Annotated in this window: 13 protein-coding genes; 9 read left to right on the top strand and 4 right to left on the bottom strand. The window is 75.4% G+C overall.

All coding sequences use genetic code 11. The features are described from left to right. Nucleotides 1–77: 77 nt before the first annotated feature. A complete protein-coding gene (locus AB0G08_RS05375) occupies nt 78–863 on the bottom strand; it encodes a DeoR/GlpR family DNA-binding transcription regulator (protein ID WP_088998118.1) in 786 nt (261 codons plus the stop codon). 194 nt (nt 864–1057) lie between these two features. On the opposite strand from AB0G08_RS05375, the gene AB0G08_RS05380 reads away from it, so the two are divergent. The 3 genes from AB0G08_RS05380 to nagA are packed head-to-tail and all read left to right on the top strand — an operon-like array spanning nt 1058 to nt 4013. After that, complete coding sequence (locus tag AB0G08_RS05380; RefSeq protein WP_358083394.1) at nt 1058–1987, top strand: SIS domain-containing protein; 930 nt, start codon at nt 1058–1060, stop codon at nt 1985–1987. Beyond that, nucleotides 1984–2904, top strand: coding sequence for an ROK family protein (locus AB0G08_RS05385; RefSeq protein ID WP_358083398.1), 921 nt, complete (start codon nt 1984–1986; stop codon nt 2902–2904). Before AB0G08_RS05380 ends, AB0G08_RS05385 begins: the two co-directional genes overlap by 4 nt. Further along, nucleotides 2904–4013, top strand: a complete 1110-nt coding sequence (gene nagA, locus AB0G08_RS05390; protein ID WP_358083401.1) for an N-acetylglucosamine-6-phosphate deacetylase — start codon at nt 2904–2906, stop codon at nt 4011–4013. Before AB0G08_RS05385 ends, nagA begins: the two co-directional genes overlap by 1 nt. 551 nt (nt 4014–4564) lie before the next feature. Here the strand turns inward: nagA and AB0G08_RS05395 are convergent. Further along, on the bottom strand, nt 4565–5776 hold the full coding sequence (locus tag AB0G08_RS05395) for a DUF4032 domain-containing protein (RefSeq protein ID WP_358083404.1): 1212 nt from the start codon (nt 5774–5776) through the stop codon (nt 4565–4567). A gap of 113 nt (nt 5777–5889) precedes the next feature. Between AB0G08_RS05395 and AB0G08_RS05400 the strand changes: the two genes are divergently transcribed. Together AB0G08_RS05400 and AB0G08_RS05405 are read left to right on the top strand one after the other, a co-directional pair. Next, a complete protein-coding gene (locus AB0G08_RS05400; protein WP_358083407.1) occupies nt 5890–6651 on the top strand; it encodes a phosphatase PAP2 family protein in 762 nt (253 codons plus the stop codon). Nucleotides 6652–6660: 9 nt separating this feature from the next. Beyond that, a complete protein-coding gene (locus tag AB0G08_RS05405; protein ID WP_358083410.1) occupies nt 6661–7899 on the top strand; it encodes an APC family permease in 1239 nt (412 codons plus the stop codon). Between the two features lie 15 nt (nt 7900–7914). Here the strand turns inward: AB0G08_RS05405 and AB0G08_RS05410 are convergent, their stop codons facing one another. Beyond that, the gene (locus AB0G08_RS05410) at nt 7915–9693 is read right to left on the bottom strand and encodes an NAD-binding protein (RefSeq protein ID WP_358083413.1); all 1779 of its coding nucleotides are present in this window, start codon (nt 9691–9693) and stop codon (nt 7915–7917) included. Nucleotides 9694–9792: 99 nt separating this feature from the next. Here AB0G08_RS05410 and AB0G08_RS05415 point away from each other — a divergent pair, with 99 nt between their 5' ends. The 4 genes from AB0G08_RS05415 (at nt 9793) to AB0G08_RS05430 (ending at nt 13861) form a co-directional block, all read left to right on the top strand. Continuing rightward, nucleotides 9793–10284 (top strand): MSMEG_6728 family protein, encoded by a 492-nt coding sequence (locus tag AB0G08_RS05415; RefSeq protein ID WP_358083416.1) that lies wholly within the window; start codon nt 9793–9795, stop codon nt 10282–10284. A gap of 90 nt (nt 10285–10374) precedes the next feature. Then, complete coding sequence (locus tag AB0G08_RS05420; RefSeq protein ID WP_358083419.1) at nt 10375–11907, top strand: FAD-dependent oxidoreductase; 1533 nt, start codon at nt 10375–10377, stop codon at nt 11905–11907. 49 nt (nt 11908–11956) lie between these two features. Continuing rightward, entirely contained in the window at nt 11957–13165 is a 1209-nt protein-coding gene (locus tag AB0G08_RS05425; RefSeq protein ID WP_358083422.1) for a hypothetical protein, read from the top strand. A 252-nt stretch (nt 13166–13417) separates the two neighbouring features. Then, the gene (locus tag AB0G08_RS05430) at nt 13418–13861 is read left to right on the top strand and encodes an HNH endonuclease (RefSeq protein WP_358083425.1); all 444 of its coding nucleotides are present in this window, start codon (nt 13418–13420) and stop codon (nt 13859–13861) included. Between the two features lie 74 nt (nt 13862–13935). Here AB0G08_RS05430 and AB0G08_RS05435 read toward each other — a convergent pair whose 3' ends face one another. After that, entirely contained in the window at nt 13936–14709 is a 774-nt protein-coding gene (locus AB0G08_RS05435) for an enoyl-CoA hydratase/isomerase family protein (RefSeq protein ID WP_358083428.1), read from the bottom strand. Nucleotides 14710–14719: the final 10 nt, after the last annotated feature.

Here is a 14719-nt window from a genome sequence, read left to right on the forward strand (position 1 = left end):
CATCCGACGCGCCGATCGGATGAAAGAAGGGCCCCGTCCCGCGCGCCAGGCGTCAGGACGGAGCCCCTCCCCTCACCTCAGGCGCAGACGACGGTGACCCCGGCGGCGCGGAACGCCTCCACCACCTCCGGGTTGGCCCCGGAGTCGGTGACCAGCGTCTCCACCCGGTCCACCGGGCAGATGCGGGCGAAGGCGTGACCGCCCAGCTTGGACGAGTCGGCGATGATCACGACCCGCTTGGCCCGGGCCACCATCAGGTTGTTCATCGCCGCCTCGCCCTCGTGGTGGGCGGCGGCGCCGAGCTGCGGGTCGATCGCGTCCACGCCGAGCAGGGCGACGTCCAGGGTGACCTCGCGCAGCAGCGCCCCGCCCAGCGGGCCGACCAGCTCGAACGACTTCGGGCGGACCACGCCGCCGGCCACCACGACCTTCATCCGGGAACGGACCAGCAGCTCGTTGGCGATGTTCAGCGCGTTGGTGACCACGGTGAGCTGGGCGCCCTCGGCGCTGGTGTTCAGGTCGGGCCGGACGGCGAGGGCCCGGGCCACCTCCGTGCTGGTCGTGCCACCGTTGAGGCCCACCACGGTGCCCGGCGAGACCAGCGCCGCGGCGGCGGCGCCGATCCGCTGCTTCTCCGCCGAGTGCTTGGCGGTCTTGTAGCGCAGCGGCAGGTCGTACGAGACGCCGTTGGCGACCGCGCCGCCCCGGGTCCGCGTGATCATCTGCTGCTGGGCGAGCTGGTCGAAGTCGCGCCGGATGGTGGCCTGGGAGACGTCCAGCCGCTCGGCGGCCTCCTCGACGCTGACCCGGCCGTTGTCGGTCAGCATCTCGAGCAGGGCGTTCCATCTGGCGTACCGGTCCACCCAAGCCCTCCAGTTACTGCGCGGTCGGTGATTGATTGCGTGCACAGTAGTGCGCGAAACTGCGAGGGCGCAAAACCCCGGCTTGCGCGATGCCGGGGCTGGTTGCCACAGCCAGGCGCTTTCGCGCAGAATAACGCGCGAAAGGCGGCCCTAACGAGCCGTATTGCGCACCGCTCCCCTGCGTAGGAGTTCTCATGTCGTACGTCGACGCCGAGATCGCGAGCCAGCCCGACTGCTGGCGGGAGGCGGCGCGACTCGCCGCCACCGTGGCCGACCACCTGCCCCGTCCCGGCGAGCGGGTCGCCGTCGTGGGTTGCGGCACGTCGTGGTTCATGGCGATGGCGTACGCGGCCCGCCGCGAGCACCTCGGCCAGGGCGAGACCGACGCCTTCCAGGCCTCCGAGTTCCCCGCCGGCCGGCGCTACGACCGGCTCGTCGCGATCACCCGCTCCGGCACCACCACCGAGGTCACCGAGCTGGTCGCCGCCCTGCGCGGGCGGGTGCCGAGCACCGTCCTGGTCGGCGACCCGGACTCCCCCGCCGTGGCGCTGGCCGACGCGGCGGTGACCATGCCCTTCGCCGACGAGCGCTCGGTGGTGCAGACCCGCTTCGCGACCACCGCGCTGGCCCTGCTCCGCGCCCACCTCGGCGACAACATCGACGCGCTCGCCGCCGACGCGGAGGTGGCCGTACGCGCCCCGCTGCCGATCGACCCGACCCGGATCGAGCAGGCCACCTTCCTCGGTCGCGGCTGGACGGTCGGGCTGGCCCAGGAGGCGGCCCTGAAGTGCCGCGAGGCGGCCACCTTCTGGGCCGAGGCGTACCCGGCGATGGACTACCGGCACGGCCCGATCTCGATCGCCGCCCCGGGCCGGCTGGTCTGGGCGTTCGGCGAGCTGCCCGACGGGCTGCCGGAGGACGTGGCGGCGACGGGGGCGGCGTTCGTGCACAGCCGCACCCACGGCTGCCGCACGGTGCTGGGCAGCTGGGCCGCCGGCCGTACGCCGGTCGACCCGATGGCCGACCTGATCCTGGCGCAGCGGTTCGCCGTGGCGCTCGCCACCAGCCGGGGCCTCGACCCCGACGCGCCCCGGCACCTGACCCGTTCCGTGGTCCTCGCGTGAGCTCAGCCGACGTCGTCGTCGCGCTGGACGTCGGCGGCACCGGGATGAAGTGCGCCCTCGTCCGGGCGGACGGGGCCGTGCTGCACACCGAGCGGCACCCCACCGACGCCGGGCGCGGCCCGGACGCCGTGGTGGACACCGTCCTGGGCATCGCCGAGGGGCTGGCCGGCAAGGCCCGCGCCGACGGGCTCGACCCGGTCGCGGTCGGCATCGCGGTGCCCGGGGTGATCGACGAGGCGCGTGGGATCGCCGTCTGGTCGGCGAACGTGGGCTTCCGGGACGTACCGCTGCGGGACCTCGCCCACGAGCGGCTCGGGCTGCCCACGGCGCTCGGCCACGACGTGCGCGCCGGCGGCCTGGCCGAGGCCCGGCTCGGCGCGGGCCGCGACGCCGGGCACGTCCTCTTCGTCGCGATCGGCACCGGGATCGCCGCCGCCCACGTGGTCGACGGCACGGCCGCCACCGGGGCGCACGGCGCCGCGGGCGAGATCGGCCACATCCAGGTACGCCCCGGCGGGCCGCGCTGCGGCTGCGGCCGTCCCGGCTGCCTGGAGGCGGTGTCCTCCGCCGCCGCGATCGGGCGGCACTACTCGGCGCTGGCGGGTGTGCCGGCGACCGCCGCCGAGGTCGCGGACCGGGCGGCGGCCGGCGAGCCGCTGGCGGCGGACGTCTGGCGGGAGGCCGTCGAGGCGCTCGCCGACGGCCTCGCCACCGGCCAGGCCCTCTACGACGTGGAGACCGTCGTGCTCGGCGGCGGCCTGGCGCGGGCCGGGGCGCGGCTACTCGACCCGCTCCGGGCCGCGCTGCACGAGCGGATGACGTTCCACCGGGAGCCGCGCCTGGTCGCGGCGGCCCTCGGCGACGAGGCCGGCTGCCTCGGCGCCGCCCTGCTCGCCCTCGACAGTCTGGAGAAGTGATGGCCCACCGTGTGAACGGCAAGGTGGTGACCCCGACCGGCGTGGTCCGGCAGGGCTGCGTGGAGGTGGACGAGGGCCGGATCAGGGCGGTGGCCGAGTACCCGTCCGTCCGCGACGGGCACTGGATCGTGCCCGGCTTCGTCGACATGCACACGCACGGCGGCGGCGGACACACCTTCACCACGGGCGACGCCGAGCAGGCCCGGCAGGCCGCCGACTTCCACCTGCGGCACGGCACCACCACCCTGCTGGCCAGCCTCGTCAGCTCGCCGTTCGCGCTCATGCGCGCGGCCACCGGGGCGTTCGCCCCGCTGGTCGCCGAAGGGGTGCTGGCCGGGATCCACTTCGAGGGGCCGTACCTCTCCTCCGCCCGCTGCGGCGCGCAGAACCCCGAGTACCTCCGCGACCCGTCCACGGACGAGCTGGCCGAGCTGATCGAGCTGGGCGGCGGGGCGGTCCGGATGGTCACCCTCGCCCCCGAGCGGGACGGCGCGCTGGAGGCGATCAAGCTGCTCACCGCGCACCGGGTGGTCGCCGCGGTCGGCCACACCGACGCCACGTTCGACGAGACCCGCGCCGCCGTCGCGGCGGGCGCGAGCGTCGGCACCCACCTGTTCAACGGGATGCGGCCGGTGCACCACCGCGAGCCCGGCCCGGTGGTGGCCCTGCTGGACGCGCCGAACGTGGTCTGCGAGCTGGTCGCCGACGGCGTGCACCTGCACGACGGGATGCTGGCCTTCGCCACCTCGACGGCGGGCCCCGAGCGGGCCGCCCTGATCACCGACGCGATGGCCGCCGCCGGCATGCCCGACGGCGAGTACGACCTGGGCGGCCAGGCGGTCACGGTGGCGGACGGCGTCGCCCGGCTGGCCCGCGACGGCGCGATCGCGGGCAGCACCCTGACCATGGACGCCGCGCTGCGGCACGCGGTGGCCGCCGGGATCCCGATCGCGGACGCCGTCCGGATGGCGTCCACCACGCCGGCCCGCGCGATCGGCCTCGGCGACCAGCTGGGCGCGCTCCAGGTCGGGCTCCGGGCCGACCTGGTGGTGCTCGACGACGACCTCAACGTGGTCCGGGTGATGCGCGGCGGCTCCTGGGTGGAGTGACGCCGCCGCAGGCCGGGCGAGGCAGGCCGGCGACAGCGGCGTGGCAACCGCGTGGCAACGGCGGTGGCGGAAGTGACGGGGCGTGGCGGAAGTAGCGGGGGCGTGGCGCAAGTAGCGGTGACGGCGGAACCGTTGTTGCTGGTTGCGAGCTTCGGGACGGACCGTCGGAGCCGAGGCCGCCGAGCTACCCGCCCCTGCGACCACCGCACCGCTGTCGAGCTGCCCCATCTGTGAGACCACGCCGTCGGAGCGCCCTGGCCGAGGGTGATGGTCTGATCCACCCGACATCGGTCCACCCGGGGCCGGGATGCTCAGCCAGCGGGGCCACCAGCGCCAGACGCTCGGCCGGCGGGTCTGCCCCATCCGTGAGGGCAGCTCGACAGTGCCTGAGCCATGAGGCCTCCCGCCGAGGATCGGCACCGACGCCACACGTTCTCCGGCCCACCGTGCAGCCGAACATTGCCGCCGTCCCGCGCCGATCGGACCGGGCGCCACGACAGACCGAACGCCACCCGGCTGGGGCAGGCTGGGCCGGCCGGGCTTTACGTACGTCAGGCGGTGGTCGGGACCTCGACGCCGAGCACCGCCTGCTCGTCCGGGCGGTGCACCAGCACGTCGGAGAGGAACGACTGCACGGCCGGGGCCATCCCGACGTCCCGGCCGGCCCGCTCGGAGAGCAGCCACTTGTGCTCGATGATCTGCGCGAAGAGTTCCTGCGGCTCGAGCTTGCGGCGCAGGTGCGCGGGCACGGCCCGGACCACCGGCTCGAAGACCTCGGTCAGCCAGCGGTGCGCGGCCTGCTGCTCGTCGGTCAGGTAGCTCTCGGCCCGGTAGGCGTCGAGGTCGTTGAGCAGCCGGCGGGCCTGGTTCTCCTCGGCGTCCAGGCCGGTCAGGCGGAGCAGCCGCCGGGTGTGGTAGCCGGCGTCGACCACCTTCGGCCGGATCAGGTACCGCCCGTTGTCGATCGTGGACATGGCCACCTCGGCGACGTCGAAGCCCAGCTCGTTGAGGCGGCGGATCCGCCCCTCGATGTCGTGCCGGGCCTCCCGCTCGACCTGCTGCTCGTAGGTGATCTCGTGCCACAGCCGCTCGTAGCGCTGGACGACCTCCTCGCAGACCACCTCCGGGTCGATCGACTCGTGCAGCAGCCCCGCGGCCTGCAGGTCGAGCGCCTCGCCGAAGATGTTGACCCGGGCGATCTCCAGGTCCTCGCCGCGCTGGCCGTTGGAGAGGGAGTGGTGCAGCGCCCCGGTCTCGGCGTCCACCAGGTAGGCGGCGAACGCCCCGGCGTCCCGCCGGAACAGCGTGTTCGACAGCGAGCAGTCGCCCCAGAAGAAGCCCGTGAGGTGCATCCGGACGATCAGGGCGGCCAGCGCGTCGAGCAGCCGGCCCATCGTCTCCGGGCGCAGGGTGTGCGAGAAGAGCGCCCGGTAGGGCAGGGAGAACTGCAGGTGCCGGGTGATCAGCACCGACTCGAGGGGTTCCCCGTCCTCTGTCTGCCGGTCGGCGACGATCGCCACCGCCTCGACCGACGGGAAGTCGATCCGCTCCAGGGCGCGGAGCAGGTCGTACTCCCGCTCGGCGATCCGCTCGCGGGTCTCCTTGAACGCGTAGACGTACTCACCCAGCCGGACGAAGCGGACGATGTGCCGGGAGATGCCCTGGGGCAACGCCACCAGGTGTTGCGCAGGCCACTCCTCCAGCGGGGTCGACCAGGGGAGATCGAGCAGCGCCGGGTCCACGAGGGCCGAGGTGATCCGCACGGGCACAAGTGTGACGGGTTTCCCCCGCCGAGCGCCTCCCTTCGTGGCTCGGCACACAGGGCGGCCCCGGCCCGTCCCGGTCCGGCACCGACCGGGGCCGGTAGCGTGACGGGGTGCGGGAGACCACGGCGGTACGGGGAAAGGCGCAGCTCCGGCCGGTCCGGCCGGCCGGCTGGTGGTTCGACGCGGTGCTGCTCGCCGGTTTCGCGGCGCTGACCCTGGCGCTCGCCGAGGGGCAGCTCCACGATCTCGACCTGGCGGTCAGCGAGTGGGCGTTCGCGCACGACCCTGCGCCGCTGTACTGGACCGCCCGGGTGTTCAACCTGCTCGGGCAGGGCGGTTGGCTGCTGATGCCGGTCTCCGGGGCGCTCGCCCTCGCGGTGGCCTGGCGCCGGCACTCCGCCCGGCCGCTGTTGCTGGTGGCGGGCGCGTTCGTGCTGGCCTACCTGACCGTCGGCCCGCTCAAGCTGTGGACCGACCGCGCCGCGCCGAGCGCGACGGTCAAGGATCCGTTCCTGCCGCCCGGCGAGGCGGTGGAGATCTTCAACCGGCTGCCGGCGGGGGCCTACTCGATGTCCTACCCGTCGGGGCACGTCGCCAACGCGATCGTCTGGTACGGGGTGATCGCCGTGCTGCTGACCGCGCTGACCGCCGGGCGGCTGTCCCCGGTCGCGTACCGGCTGGTCCGCTTCGCGCCGCCGGCGATCCTGCTGGTCACGACCACCTACCTGAACTTCCACTGGCTCACCGACGGGCTGGCCGCCCTGATGCTCGGCGTCGTCCTCGACCGGCTGCTGCACCGGGTTCCCTGGGACGGACTGCCGTTGCCGGGCGCGCTGCGGGACTGGAACCATCCGTTCATCTCCGCCCCCTAGGGTCTCGCCGTGGATCAACTGGCACGCCGCCTGGGCGCAGCAGACGCGGTGGTCATCGGCCTGGGGTCGATGCTCGGCGCGGGCATCTTCGTGGTCTTCGCGCCCGCCGCGGCGGCGGCCGGCGGGGCCGGACTGCTGGCGGCGCTCGTGCTGGCCGGCGCCATCGCCTTCTGCAACGCGACCAGCTCGGCCCGGCTCGCGGCCCGCTACCCCGAGTCCGGCGGCACCTACGTGTACGGGCGGGAGCGGCTCGGCCCGTTCGCCGGGTTCCTGGCCGGCTGGGGGTTCGTGGTCGGCAAGACGGCGAGCTGCGCGGCGATGGCGCTGACCATCGGGGCGTACCTCTGGCCGGGGCAGGCCCGGCTCGTCGCCGTCGGCGCGGTGCTGGCGGTGACCGCGGTGAACCTGCGCGGCATCGGCAAGACCGCGACCGCGACGAAGGTGCTGGTCGGCGTGGTGCTGGCGGTGCTGGCCCTGGTCGCGGTGGCCGGCGCGGTCGGCGGCGACGTCTCGCTCGACCGGCTCGGCGACCTCGACGGCGGCGGGCGGGGCGTGCTCACCGCCGCCGGGCTGCTCTTCTTCGCCTTCGCCGGGTACGCCCGGATCGCCACCCTCGGCGAGGAGGTACGCGACCCGGAGCGGACCATCCCCCGGGCGGTCCCGCTGGCCCTCGGCGTGGTGCTGGCGGTCTACCTGGTCCTCGCCGTGGTGGCGGTCGGCGTGCTCGGGGCCGACCGGCTGGCCGGTTCCGCCGCGCCCCTGGCCGACGTGGTGACGGCCGCCGGGCTGCCCGGGCTGGCGTGGCTGGTGCGGGCCGGGGCGACCGTGGCGGTCACCGGGGTCCTGCTCTCCCTGCTCGCCGGGGTGGGCCGCACCGCGCTGGCGATGGCCCGCCGCCGCGACCTGCCGGGGGCGCTCGCCACGGTCCACCCGGTGCACCGGGTGCCGCACCGGGCGGAGCTGGCCGTGGCCGCCGTGGTGGTGCTGATCGTGCTGCTGGGCGACGTCCGCGACGCGATCGGCTTCTCCAGCTGCACCGTGCTGGTCTACTACGCGATCACCAACGCCGCCGCGCTGACGCTGGGCCGCGACCCGGGCCGGCGGCTGCCGGTGCGGGCGCTGGCCGCGCTGGGGCTGATCGGCTGCCTGCTGCTCGCGGTCAACCTGCCGCTGTCCAGCGTGCTCGCCGGCGCCGCCGTGCTCGCCGTCGGCGCCCTCTGGTACGCCCTGCGCCTGCACCGGGCCTGACGCCGGGCGCGGCCGTCACTCCTCCGGCTGCCGGGGCGTGGGCACGACGGGGTCCTCCGGCGGGGGTGGCGCGGCCTCGCGGAGCAGGGCGTTCAGGCCGGCCCGGCGGGCCACCACCGTCAGCCGGTCGCCCGCGACGATCACCAGGCGCGGATCGGGCGCCCAGTCGAGGCGCTGGCCGGTCCGGGCGTGCGCCAGCAGGCGTACGCTCTCGGCCCGCCCGACCGCGGCGAGCGGCCGACCGTCCAGCGACGACCCGGCGGCGACGGAGACCTCGGTGACCAGCAGCGCGTGCCGGCCGACCGGGATGGTGGCGATCACCGCGCGGTCCAGCAGCGCGGCCGCGAACGACGGCGCGGCGAGGTACGACACGCTGCGCGAGACGCCGATGCCGAAGGCCTGCTGGATGCGTTCGGCGAAGTGGCCGTCGAAGAGGCGCAGCACCACCTGGAGTTCCGGGTTGACGGCCCGGCCGTTGAGCGCCGCCTGGAGGTTGGTCTCGTCGTCGGTGGAGACCACCACCAGGGCCTGGCAGCCCCCCACGGACGCCGACTGGAGCGTCTCCTCCAGCGCGGCGTCCCCCACGATCAGCGGCACGCCCAGCCGCCGGGCCAGCGCCCCACCGCGTGGCTCGGGCACCTTGTCGATGGCGACCACCTCGACGCCGAAGTCGCAGAGCTGGGCCATCACCCGGGTGCCGACGTTGCCCAGCCCGACCACCACCACGTGCCCGGAGCGCTCGGGCTGGATGCGGCCGGAGTGCAGGGCCAGCCGGGCGTTGACGATGCCGTCCACCACCACGGCGGTGATCAGCGGGATCAGCGCCAGCCCGGCCAGGTTGAGCACCACCTGCATGATCTGCTCGCCGGCCGACTTGTCCGGGTTGGGATCCTGCCCGCTCAGCGTGGTCACCAGCGTGAGGTAGAGCGAGTCGGCCCAGTCCTCGTGCGCGGCGTAGCCGTTGAGCCAGCCGAGCACCCCGATCACCACCAGCAGCACGATCACCGCGACGCCGATCTTGCGGGTGGCGAAGCTGCGCACCGCGCGCAGCAGCACCGTCAGGGGGCGGCGACGCCGGCGGGCCCGTCTCAGCCGGCGGGCGGCCAGCTCCGTCCCGGGCGGCGCGCCGGTCGCCTCGGCGATCACCAGGTCGGCCGCGCGCTCGTCGGCGGGCAGCAGCCGGACCTGCTGCGGGTCGCCGGTGTCGGCCACCCCGCAGACCACGTCGGTCGGGCGTACGTCGTCGCGGCGGGCCACGTAGAGGGTGCGCCCGCCGTGCCGGAAGTGGGTGGGGGCGACCTCGCCGAGCGCGGCGGCCACGAAGGCGGGGGCGGCCATGGAGGCGTCGGAGAGCACCGCCGAGTCGGGGAAGATCTGCCGCACCCCGTTGGCGAGCCCGGTGTTGAACATCCGCACCACCAGGCGCAGCCGGGGCTCGACCTCCTGCGCGCAGAGCGCGGCGTGCATGTTGCCCACGTCGTCCTGGTGCAGCAGGGCCAGCCCGTCGGCGCCGGCCAGCCCGGCCCGGCGGAAGGTGACCTCGTCCAGCCGGTCCGCGCGTACCACCTCGACGCCCTGGAGGTCGCGCCCGTCGGGCTCGTCCGAGCGCGGCCGCTCGGGCACGACGAGGGTGATCCGGACGCGGCCGGCCTGGAGCTCGGTGGCGAGCAGCGCCCGCACCACCCAGTAGGCGAGGGCGTCGCGGCCACAGATCACGTAGTGCGCCCGCGCGTCCCCGTTGACCCGGAGCCGCCGGCCGGCACGCCGCGCACGATCCAGCAGGGGCTCCGCCATGTGCCGCATCGTAGTCAGCCGGTCGCGCCGCGCGCAGCCCCTTGATCATGAACGCTGGTCGCACGGCATGTCCCCTCCGGTGGCGGGTAGAGCACCGGCATGCAGACGTTCCTGCCGTACCCGGACTTCCTGGCCAGCGCCCGGACGCTGGACCAGAAGCGGCTGGGCAAGCAGCGGGTGGAGACCATCCAGGTGCTGCGCGGGCTGACCTGGCCCACGTACGGCTGGCGCAACCACCCGGCGGTGAAGATGTGGGCCGGGTACGAGGAGGCCCTCACCCGGTACGGGCTGGACGTCTGCGCGGTCTGGTGCGAGCCCGGCCGGGCCGACACCTGCGCGGGCACGATGACCACCGACCTCGCCGCCGCCTGCGGCCTGACCCGGGTGCGCACCCAGGCCGAGCTGGCCGAGGCCGGGGAGCTGCCGCCCTGGCTGGGCCGCGACGACCTGCACCTGAGTCACCGCTCGTCGCTGCTGCGCAAGGACCCCGGGCACTACGGTCCGCTCTTCGGCGACGACGTCCCGCCCGACCTGGAGTACGTCTGGCCCGCCTCGGACCGGCAGCGCCGCTGCCTGCCTCCGCCGACGTGAGCGGGCCGCCGCCAGGTGTCCCCGGCGAGGAAGGTTCCTCCTGACGGGTCAGCGGGCAGACTGTAGACCCATCCGGCGGGGAAGGTGCACATGGCGCTGTCGAAGGTGGTCGGTCGGCTCATCGGCGTACGCGAGCACGAGGTGGACCCGGGCGGTGGCGGCGCCCACCGCGTGCCAGGCCCGGTCGAGGCGGTGGTGGTCGGCGGCGGGATCGCGGGCATGTCGGCGGCGGTGGTGCTGGCGGAGCGCGGGGTGACGGTGACCGTGCTGGAGGCCGCGCCGACCCTCGGCGGCCGGCTCGGGGCCTGGCCGGAGACGCTCGCCGACGGCACCCGGCAGATGAACGAACACGGCTTCCACGCATTCTTCCGGCAGTACTACAACTGGCGGTCGATCCTGCGCCGCGCCGACCCGGGGCTCGGTTTCCTCAAGCCGGTTCCGGGCTACCCGATCCTGAGCGAGCGGTGGCCCACCGAGGAGTTCGGCAGGCTGCCGCCCGCGCCGCCGATGAACCTGCTGGCGCTGCTGCTACGCAGCCCCAGCCTGCGCCTGGGCGACCTGCGGGGGATGGACCGGGACGCGGCGCTGCCGCTGCTCACCTACGACCCGGAGCGCACCTACGCCGAGTTCGACGACACGACCGCCGACGCGCTGCTCACCTCGCTGCGGCTGCCCGACCGGGCCCGCGCGATGCTCTTCGAGGTCTTCTCCCACTCGTTCTTCAACCACGAGGCGGAGATGTCGGCGGCGGAGATGATCGCCCAGTTCCACTTCTACCTGCTGGGCAACCCGGAGGGGCTGGCCTTCGACTGCCCGGACGAGGACTACGCGACGGCGATCTGGGAGCCGCTCGCGCGGCACGTGGAGAAGCACGGCGGCCGGGTGGTGACGGACGCCGCCGCCACCGCCCTGACGCGCGACGGCGCCGGCTGGCGGGTGGCGACCGCCGACGGCACGTCGTACCCGGCCGGGCACGTGGTGCTCGCCGTCGACCCGCCGGCCCTCGCCGCGCTGGTCGCGGCCTCGCCCGGCCTGGCCGACCACGCGCCCCGGCTGGCGGCGCGGATGCCCGCGTTCGGCCGGCCCGGCCCGCCGTACGCGGTGGCGCGCTACTGGTGCGACGGGGACGTCGCCGCCGACCGGGCGGTCTTCAGCGGGGTGTCCCGGCAGCCCACCCTGGACTCGGTGACCCTCTACCACCGGCTGGAGAACGAGTCCCGCCGTTGGGCCGAGCGCACCGGCGGCTCGGTCGTGGAGCTGCACGCGTACGCCTGCGAGGCGGGCGTGCCGGCCGAGGAGCTGGCCGAACGGATGCGGGTCGAGCTGACCGCGCTCTGGCCGGAGGCGGCCCGGCTGCGGGTCCGCGAGCTGCGCGCCCGGGTGGAGGCGCAGGCGCCGGCGTTCACGCCCGGCAGTCACGCCTGGCGGCCGGGGGTACGCACCGACGCCGACGGGCTCTACCTGGCCGGCGACGGCGTCCGGACGGACTTCCCGAGCGCGCTGATGGAGCGGTCGGCGGCGACCGGGATCATCGCGGCCAACCACATCCTGCGCGCCGAGGGCGGCGCGGCCGAGCCGGTCCGCTCGATCCGGCCCCGGGGCCTGCTCGCCGGGCGGGGATGAGCAAAACGGGCAAAAGGGTCGATCGAGTGGCATAGGCTGACCGTCTGGGATGAGCCGGGAGGTCAGCGGGATGTCGCCGCGCACGGACGACGACCCCCTCGTCGCCGACGTGCCGCGGGACGACGCGTACCCGCTGATCCGGGACGAGCGGGCCTGCGTCGTGACCGCCCTGCGGCTCGGCTGGTGGATGGCGGACGCCTACCACCACGCGCAGACCGCCGACCTGCTCGACCCCGGGACCGACCGGCCGGCGGGCGCACCGGTGAAGCTGTCCAACCTGACCGAGATGTCGGGGCGGCGTCGCATGCAGATGTACCTGGACGGCGTGGACGTCGCGCTCGCCCAGATCGCCGAGCTGACCCGGCGCGTCGGCCCCGCGCCCGCCACCGCCGACGCGCGGGCCCGGGTGGCCGACGGTTCCGGGGACGTCCTGCTGCTCGCCCTCGACGACCTGAACGTGGAGCTGCTGCGCTGGACCATGGCCACCAACCAGCGGGTGGGGCTGGCGTACCGGCTGGGGCGCTCGCTGGCCGACACCGTCCGGTACGGCGACGCCGTCCGGCAGGGCGACGCCGGGCAGGTGGCCCGCCGCTTCGGCGGCCGGCAGTTCGAGATCGGCCGGTGGCTGGGCGAGCTGGCCAGCGTGCTGCCCCCGTACTCGGCCGCAGTGGTCCGCCGGTCGCTGTCGGCGTGGGCGTCGGCGGTCACCAGGGCGGGCGTGGGCGACCCGACCGAGGCGGGGCTGCCCGAGCTGGCCCGCGAGCTGCGCAACCAGGGCGAGCTGTGGCGGGGCGTGCTCACCGGCGGGCTGCACCCCAGGGACCTGCTGGACGAGGAGGACTACGCCATCGTCGCCCGGAACCTGATCATCCGGGACCGGAGGCTGGTGGTGCAGGCCGTCCGGGGGATCTTCTGGCCGGTGCTCGTACCGCTGCTCGCGGTGCTGTTCGCCGTCGTCGGGGTGAGCGCGCTCGCCGCCGCCGGTTCGCCGGTGACGCGGGCCGCCGTGGCCCTGCTCGGGTTGGGCGCCGGGCTGGCCGCGATCTGGCGCACCGTCTCGGGACCGGCGCTCACGGTCGCCGGGGAGGTCAACCGGCCGCTGCTGGAGGCCGAGCTGACCGCGCGGATGGCCGTACGCATCGACCGGCCGCTGGCCGCCGCGCGGGCCGCCGGCCGGGCCCGCCGGCAGCGCCGCCCCGACGAGCCGGGGCCTCGATCGAAATCCGTTGCCCCTCTCTCCCCCGCCGACCTACCGTGATCGCGCAAGGTCAACCACCGCCGCGGGAGCTGGTCATGTCGATGTCGCACGTCACCGGTGTGCCGTCGTGCCTGCCCGTGCGTCCGGCGTCGCCGGCGAGCGGCGGCGGTCACCGCGCCGAAGACCCCGGGGGCGGCCGGCCCGACTGACGTGTGCCCGCACGACGTCGAGCCGCCCGTCCGCACCCCGGACCGGGCGGCTCTTTCGCTGTCCGGCCCACCCAGATCGTCACCGCCACGAAGGGAGACACCGGTGGACGCCGTCCTCGTCGTCAACGCCGACCTCGGCCCGCTGCACCGGGTCACCGTCCAGCACGCGATCCGGATGCTCTGCCGGCGGGTCGCCGAGATCCACGAGGCCGAGCCGGACCGGCTGATCGGGGTGTTCCCGGTCCCCCGGGTGGTGCGCCTCGTCCGCTACGTGGTGACCCGGTGGCGGTTCAGCGCCGGCCCGGCCTGGTCCCGCGCCGGGGTGCTGCGCCGGGACGGGCGCTGCTGCGCGTACTGCGGGGGGCCGGCCGACACCGTCGACCACGTCCTGCCCCGCTCGCGCGGCGGCCGGAACACCTGGCGGAACACGACCGCCGCCTGCTACGGGTGCAACCAGCACAAGGGCGACCGGACGCCGGCCGAGGCGGGCATGCCGCTGCGGCGCGAGCCGGTGGCTCCGAGCTGGGCGGCGCTGGCCGGGCGGTGACGGACCGGCCGGCGGGAACGGGGGGCCGCGTCGGGGGTACGACCCTCGGCGCGGCACCCGCCGGCCCCCGGCGGTCAGTGCCCGGCGGGCGGTGTCCAGCCGAAGCGGGGCGGGCGGCGCTCGTGGAAGGCCGCCACGCCCTCGCGGGCCTCGCCGCTGGCCCGGACCTGCCCGTGCCACCAGGCGATCCGGTCCTCGTCCGCCCGCCCGTCGACGATCTCCTTGGCCGCGGCGACGCTGAGCTGCGACCGGGCGACCACGGCGGCGGTGAGCTCGTCCACCCGGGCGGCGAGCCGCTCGCCCGGCAGCACCTCGTCGACCAGGCCCACCCGCAGCGCCCGCTCGGCGTCGATCAGCTCGGCGGTGAAGAGCAGGTGCTTGGCGGCGGCCGGACCGACCAGCCGGGCCAGCCGGCGGGTGGTCGGCGCCGGATACACCAGGCCCAGCCGCGCCGGCGGCACGCCGAAGCGCGCGTCGGCGGCGGCGACCCGCAGGTCACAGGCGACGGCGAGCTGGCAGCCGCCCCCCACGCACGCGCCCCGGACGGCGGCGACGGTCGGCTTGGCGAAGGCCGCGAGCCGCTCCTCGGCGGCCACCGCGATGCTGGCGTCGCCGGCGTCCAGCAGCTCGTCCAGGTCGCCCAGGTCCGCGCCGGCGCAGAAGGTGCCTCCGGCGCCGGTGAGCACCAGCACCCGGACGGCCGGATCGGCCTCCAGCCCGTCGAGCAGCTCCGGCAGCCGCCGCCACATCCCGGTGGTCATCGCATTGCGCCGGGCCGGGTTGTGGATCACCACCGTCGCCACCGGCCCGGCCACCTCGACGAGGAGTTCCGCGTCCGCCACCGTCACCACCCCTTCG

It is taken from the genome of Micromonospora sp. NPDC023644, assembly GCF_040640115.1.
Classification (GTDB): Bacteria; Actinomycetota; Actinomycetes; order Mycobacteriales; family Micromonosporaceae; genus Micromonospora.

Excerpts from the sequence above, each read along its gene's own strand:
- AB0G08_RS05415 (WP_358083416.1), top strand. The coding sequence starts at position 9,793 with ATGCAGACGTTCCTGCCGTACCCGGACTTCCTGGCCAGCGCCCGGACG.
- AB0G08_RS05380 (WP_358083394.1), top strand. The coding sequence starts at position 1,058 with ATGTCGTACGTCGACGCCGAGATCGCGAGCCAGCCCGACTGCTGGCGG.
- nagA (WP_358083401.1), top strand. The coding sequence starts at position 2,904 with ATGGCCCACCGTGTGAACGGCAAGGTGGTGACCCCGACCGGCGTGGTC.
- AB0G08_RS05425 (WP_358083422.1), top strand. The coding sequence starts at position 11,957 with ATGAGCCGGGAGGTCAGCGGGATGTCGCCGCGCACGGACGACGACCCC.
- AB0G08_RS05420 (WP_358083419.1), top strand. The coding sequence starts at position 10,375 with ATGGCGCTGTCGAAGGTGGTCGGTCGGCTCATCGGCGTACGCGAGCAC.
- AB0G08_RS05410 (WP_358083413.1), bottom strand. The coding sequence starts at position 9,693 with ATGGCGGAGCCCCTGCTGGATCGTGCGCGGCGTGCCGGCCGGCGGCTC.